General features: G+C 66.8%; 7 protein-coding genes and 1 pseudogene. 4 read left to right on the forward strand and 4 right to left on the reverse strand.

The annotated features are described in order from the left end of the window. On the forward strand, window positions 1–385 hold a 385-nt coding region (locus VIM19_03120; GenBank protein ID HEY5183901.1), incomplete at its 5' end, for an ArsA-related P-loop ATPase. A gap of 539 nt (window positions 386–924) precedes the next feature. Here VIM19_03120 and VIM19_03125 read toward each other — a convergent pair. Next, a complete protein-coding gene (locus tag VIM19_03125; protein HEY5183902.1) occupies window positions 925–1,305 on the reverse strand; it encodes a hypothetical protein in 381 nt (126 codons plus the stop codon). A 204-nt stretch (window positions 1,306–1,509) separates the two neighbouring features. On the opposite strand from VIM19_03125, the gene VIM19_03130 reads away from it, so the two are divergent. Both VIM19_03130 and VIM19_03135 read left to right on the forward strand, forming a co-directional pair. Further along, complete coding sequence (locus VIM19_03130) at window positions 1,510–1,833, forward strand: 2TM domain-containing protein (protein ID HEY5183903.1); 324 nt, start codon at window positions 1,510–1,512, stop codon at window positions 1,831–1,833. A 142-nt stretch (window positions 1,834–1,975) separates the two neighbouring features. Further along, the gene (locus VIM19_03135; GenBank protein HEY5183904.1) at window positions 1,976–2,173 is read left to right on the forward strand and encodes a hypothetical protein; all 198 of its coding nucleotides are present in this window, start codon (window positions 1,976–1,978) and stop codon (window positions 2,171–2,173) included. A 367-nt stretch (window positions 2,174–2,540) separates the two neighbouring features. On the opposite strand, the gene VIM19_03140 is transcribed toward VIM19_03135, so the two are convergent. The 3 genes from VIM19_03140 to VIM19_03150 form a co-directional block, all read right to left on the reverse strand. Continuing rightward, window positions 2,541–3,071, reverse strand: a complete 531-nt coding sequence (locus VIM19_03140) for a DUF2938 family protein (GenBank protein ID HEY5183905.1) — start codon at window positions 3,069–3,071, stop codon at window positions 2,541–2,543. Between the two features lie 303 nt (window positions 3,072–3,374). Then, the gene (locus tag VIM19_03145; protein ID HEY5183906.1) at window positions 3,375–4,130 is read right to left on the reverse strand and encodes an NAD(P)H-dependent oxidoreductase; all 756 of its coding nucleotides are present in this window, start codon (window positions 4,128–4,130) and stop codon (window positions 3,375–3,377) included. A gap of 4 nt (window positions 4,131–4,134) precedes the next feature. Further along, on the reverse strand, window positions 4,135–5,169 hold the full coding sequence (locus tag VIM19_03150; protein ID HEY5183907.1) for a C-GCAxxG-C-C family protein: 1,035 nt from the start codon (window positions 5,167–5,169) through the stop codon (window positions 4,135–4,137). A 294-nt stretch (window positions 5,170–5,463) separates the two neighbouring features. On the opposite strand from VIM19_03150, the pseudogene VIM19_03155 reads away from it, so the two are divergent. Further along, window positions 5,464–5,832: pseudogene (locus tag VIM19_03155) on the forward strand (ArsA-related P-loop ATPase).

A 5,832-nucleotide genomic window follows, 5' to 3' on the forward strand; every position in this document is an offset into this window, starting at 1 on the left:
CGGCTCCTACCACCGCGACGTGGTGCGTCAGATGGGCGAGACCATGCACTACCGGACGCCGCTGATGGTGTTGCGGGACCCGGACCACACGAAGGTCGTCCTCGTGACCCTGCCCGAGCCGACACCGGTCATCGAGGCACGAGTCCTCCAGGACGACCTGCGCCGCGCCGGCATCACACCCTGGGCCTGGGTGGTCAACAACTCCGTCGCCGCCGCCAGGCCCCAGTCACCGTTCCTGCAACAGCGCGCCGCCGCGGAGCTCGAGCAGATGGCCGAGGTCGAGAACATCTCCCCGCGGGTCGCGATCATCCCTCTGCTCGCCGCCGAACCGATCGGCGAGGTGCGCCTGAGCGAACTCACGAATACCAGCTCCCACGTGGCCTGACACAGCCACCGCAGCGGCGGTCAGACAGGTCGCGCTGGCTCATCCGCCGTTATCGTCCGGATCGTAGAATCCAGCGGTCGACGAGGACATCCAGAAGCCGTCCTAGCAGCCGTCCTTGCCGAGCTCCTCCTCGATGCTGCGGTGCAACGAGTGCCGGTGCGACGTCGTGATCACGGCGATCTGACCGGGTTCGTGACCGGCGTGGAGCAGACGATCGACCTCCGAATCAGCGGCGTCGCACGCATCGACCGAGGTGCACGCCCGTAGGCGCACCGGCAGGCCGTCTCCTCCGAGGAATGTCATCCGCTCGCCCGGAATGTGACGCCGAAGTCGACACGACACTGACGTACTGCACGATCTGCATGATCTGCGGGTACGGCATCGTGCAGCAGGCCAAGACCGACCTTGCTCGCCCGCCCCGCATGGTCTAGCAAGATCCGTGTCCTAGCGGTGCATCGCATGCACCCTCTGCGGCGCACGCTAATGGCAGGAATGGCGAGGAAGGCAATGGAGCTATGGCGCGGGTGGCTGGCCGGCCGTCAAACCGTGGTCCGTGGCCTCCCGGTCTCGCCTACCGGAGCCGCCGACGGCGGCGTGGGGGTCTTGGCGAGAAGGCTGTGATGGATCGTGGCGATCAGCCACATCGTGATCATCGCGAGCATCACGACGGCCAGTCCTGTTTGGCTCGAGGCGACGAGCATCACCACGCCGGCGATCAGGGCCAACAGGCCGAGGAGTGAGGTCACCGCGAGGTACGCCTTGTTGCCGTGGAGGAGTTGGCCGAAGGTGGGCACGACCGCCGTGGCGGATGCCGCGAAGCCAAGCGCGAGGATGACGGCCCCAGTTGCCCGGACGTCGGTTATACCCGTAGGCGTGGTGTCAAGGAGCCACAGCAGATAGATCACCCCGGCGGCAGCCACCAAGCCGGTTGCGACGAGGTCCCTCTTCTGGAGGTTCATGATCGTCCTCCGATCCGTCCCGAGTGGACCCAACAATTCTACCGCCCGGAGAGCGCCGCTGCTCTTGCGGATTGGGCACTCCCAGCGTCCGTCTGGCCGCCGGTCTCCGAGAGCATGAGGAGGGCTCCGGTGAGAGAATTGGCATGACTACCAAGGAGGTGCGTCATGTCCGTACCCACACCGTTCCTGAACTCTGACCCGACATCCGGGCACCCAGCCGCTGCGGTCACAGACCCGGTCGCTGTCGAGCGCGTCGAGGCCCGCAAGCGTCTGGACTCCCGCCGCAAGATCGTCTCCGACGTCGTCTCGTACGTCGTGATCAACGCCTTCCTCGTCTTCGTGTGGTTCGTCACGGGTGCCGGGTACTTCTGGCCCGGATGGGTGATGGCAGGTTGGGGCATCCTCCTCGCGCTGCACGCGTGGGACGTCTTCTGGCGGCGCCCAATCACCGAAGCCGAGATCGACCAGGAGGTCAGCCGCCGCCGGTAGCCCACACGGGCGACGGCGGCCCGTTCAGACTGACGGGACCCGCACCTGCCGGATACTGCTCGGTTCCAGTAGCAACTCACGAGAGCCATTCTTCGGCGTCGAACGATGGTGAGGTCGCTCCAGTTGTACCTGAGGTGAAACCATGAAGAGGTCTGGTGCACAGGTCCGCTACTTGTGGAGCGCGGCGCTGGTCTGGGCGGCGATCTGGATCGGGACCGCGGTCGTACTGAAGGGCAGCGGTGGCTTCGCCGACATGATCCCGATACTTACTGTTGGCACGGGCTGGTTCATCGCGGTGGTACCCGCGCTGGACCACAGGTCGCAGTCTCCGCGCGCTTGACCATGGGGTTAGGGGGCTGATCCCAAGGTCGGTAGGGGTCAGCTTCCGCCATTGCCGCGAGGCGGCATCAGACGTGCCTTCGGGCATTGGAGTTCTAGTTCGTCGTGCCACCTCCGAGGCGGGGCACTCCGGCCAGCGAAGCTGCCCTTGCCGTGATGATGGGCGCCATGGTGGTGCTCCGGGGATCTCTACGGAGCACCACGCCATGCTGGTCAAGTCCGGACCGCAGTCAGGCCGGGTGGCACGGTGCCGGGCGGCAGGTAGCAGCGGCGACGCCGCACCGGCCGGCGACCAGGCCGGGGTTTCGCGCTCACGTTGGAGGCGAACAACGCGGGTTGTGTTCGATGCTGGTCGAGGAACATCCCGACTACGCGGAGTACCGGCTGGCGGCGCCGCGGGGATTCATCCCCTGGGTCTGGTAGGCGAGGGTCCACAGCCCGATCCCGGCGCCGAACGCGGTGTGCCCGAGCAGCATCACTGAACTCATGCGCCGCGCGTCACCGCTGCGCCGACCCCAGAAGCCGTAGCCCATCGAGGGGAACATGACCATCAACGGCAACACACCGGTCACCAGACCGAAGGCGGTGGCCTTGACCGGGCCCGGCTCAAGGCCCAATCGTTCCAGAGAAGAGAAGTACACCTGGGTGAGGGCGATCCCCGTCAGATAGTGAGTGGCCAGGCCGAGTGCGACCTCGCCGGGGACGGCCGGAGCGCCCGTGATGTCCTCGCCCCGTCTGGGACCCCGCCCGAGTCCCCCCACCCACCGCCCGATGAGGTTCACGTCGAGCTTCTCGGTGGCCAGCACCGCTGGGGCCAGGCGGCTCGCCGCGACCATCGACGCATCCATCACCAACGTCGCACCCACACCGACGCACACCGCGGCCGGCGCTCCGCTCATCGCACGAACATCCCTCATGTCCTCAATACTCCACGTGCCGACAACCGGCCTGTTCATTTGGTGCCATCACCGGCCGGGATCGATCTCGAACGCCCGGAGCGGTGCCCCCTCGAGCACCTCGACGGCGTTCTGTCTCGCCCCGGGTTCAGTGGAGGCTCGCACCTGACGCGGCGACGGTAGTCGTCGCGGGGTTGTTACGGTAGTAGGTGGCTTCGTGCTCGACGGACGGGATCAGTCCGATCCGCCGTGCAGGCGTCGGTGGGCTCGTGGAGACGAGAGCGCTCGCCGGATCGATGGCGTGGGTCAGAACTCCCGCCCGAGGACGTAGGCGCGTTCTAGGTACTCCTTGCGCTTCTCGGGATCGACGGCGTTCACCGCGTACAGGTAGACGTGGGTGGCCTCCTTGACGCCCGCCATCTTGAGGTTCCAGTCACAGAGGATCGTGTCCATGGCGGCCCGCCAGCCGGTGTCGTACTCGGCTTCGGTGAAGAACGTGGGGGTGACGATCAGGCCCTTGCGCTGGTTCAGCAGGGGCACGCGCCCGTGGAGTTGGCCTGCCCACCCCTCGGCCGTCAGGGTGTAGGCGAACCCGTAGGCGAAGACGCGTTCGAGCCAACCCTTGAGGATGGCAGGGAAGCCCATCCAGAACACCGGGGCAACGAAGATCAGGCCCTGGGCCCGCGCCACCTTCGCCTGGTGTGCCCGAACGTCAGCTGGCTGGTTCGACTCGAACAGCTCGACGATGTCGGCGATGCTCTTGTCCTTCACCCATCGCTTGGCCATGAGTCGTTTGAGCGGGTTCCCTGCTCCGTCGATGAGTATGCGCTCGAGGGTGTCGCGGTCGACGGTCCCCCCCGGGGAGGTGTGGTGGATGAACTGGATGGAGTCGTGTTGCGAAAACACCGGGTTGAACCCGATGGCGTAGAGGTCGAGGACTTCGTACGAGTGACCCGCGTCGGCTAGGCCCCGCACGATTTGATCGAGGACGGCGTGGGTGAAGGACTGTGGGTTGGGGTGGGCGTAAACCACCAGCACGTGATCGGAGCCTGAGCCGTTCATCAGGTCAGGCCCGGCCGTCGTGGTGCGAGGCCGCCGAGGCGCGCTCGACCATGTCCGAGACACGCTCGGCAACGCGTCGTGCAAGACGGGCACAGTCGGCCGTCCCGTCGCGATCGATGTAATCGACCACGTCCGCCGTCGAGGCGAAGTCGCATCGGGTCAACGCCCGGCACTGGGTACTGCCGAACTCCGCTTCGAACCACTCGCTCAGCTCGTGGCCGAGGTTCATGACTCGATTGAACGCGTTGATCCCGTCCACCATGGCGTCCCCGCCCACCGCCATCGTCGCGATCATCCATGCCACACGGACGTGGCTGTTCTCGATCTCGCCCATCGCCAGGCCCAGTGCCATCACGCCGGCGGTCAATGCGCTGCACGTCATGCCGGTGAAGAGGGTCCCTCCCATGAAGGCCGTGACGGCATCTCTGAGTTCCGCATCGGGCGCCGGCGACGTCCCAGAGTCGCCTAACACGGCGTCGGCGCAATGGAACCCGCGCTGATTCCAGTGCTCGTACAGCATCCGGTATGCCGCCCGGGCCTCCGGCGCAATGGCTCCTGCCACCGGTGCGCCAAGGCACGCTGCGCACGTCACCGGTGCCTCACGCACCACGCCGATGCAGCGCAACGGCACCCGGCTCGTGCCCCTGATCTCTCGACATTGGGTCGTGCCCTGCGCATCGGCGAACCGAGCCAGCAAGTCTTGGCCCGCGTCGACGACAACTGGCAACCCGTCGTCGGTTTCTCCTCGGCCGTGTTCGAGGCCGAGCAGCACCAAGGGCGCCGTCAGCCCGCCGCATTCACCGCCTGTGTTGCCGATGCCACCCGGCAGCCCCGCCGTCAGCATGACTGGCCATCGCGCGGTCGAACCCGAAGCATCCAGCAGGGTCTTCATCACCGTCGGCGCGCAGTGACCCATCCGCAACAGGTTCCCAACGCTGCGCCGCCGCAGTGTCGCCGTAGGGGTGGGCGCAAGATCCTCGCTGGGCATGACGCACCATCTCCCGTTGTGCAAGCCCTCGCCGAGTTCGGTGGCAGTCACAATCTTACGATTGAGGGAAGCCCGATGGCCAGGCGCAGAGATCACAGATGGCCACATCCGGCGTTCGAGCATCACGACAGCTCCCATCGGTCCGACCTCAACGACGCCGCGGTCAATCCGCGGACACCTTGCTGAGGGGCTCGCCACCTGTGGTGGGGCGGGGGTAGCTCGAAGCCCTACTCGCAGGTGATCACCCGCCCGGTGGGGGCGGTGTCGAACAGGACGTGGTCGTCGGACTCGGTGAGCGCGGGATCGGCCAGGCCTCCCGTCGAGATTGACCTGACCGGGCACTGCCTGGCCAGCCTGGTGGACCAGATCGAGTCCGCCGGCCATGGTGTCGTGCTGTGCATGGGCAAGGGCGGCGTCGGCAAGACAACCATCGCCAGCGCCATCGCCGTCGCTCTCGCCCACCGTGGTCACGACGTCCACCTGGCCACGACCGACCCCGCCGCCCACCTCGACGAAACCCTCCACGGCGCCGTCGACCGGATCAGCGTCTCGCGCATCGACCCGGTCCAGGCCACCGCGGAGTACCGCGACCGGATCATGGCCACCCGAGGGAAGAACCTCGACGACGCCGGACGCGCCAACCTCGCCGAGGACCTCCTCTCGCCCTGCACCGAAGAGGTCGCCGTCTTCCAGCAGTTCTCCCGCCTCGTCCTC

The organism is Actinomycetes bacterium, from assembly GCA_036510875.1.
Lineage (GTDB): Bacteria > Actinomycetota > Actinomycetes > Prado026 > Prado026 > DATCDE01.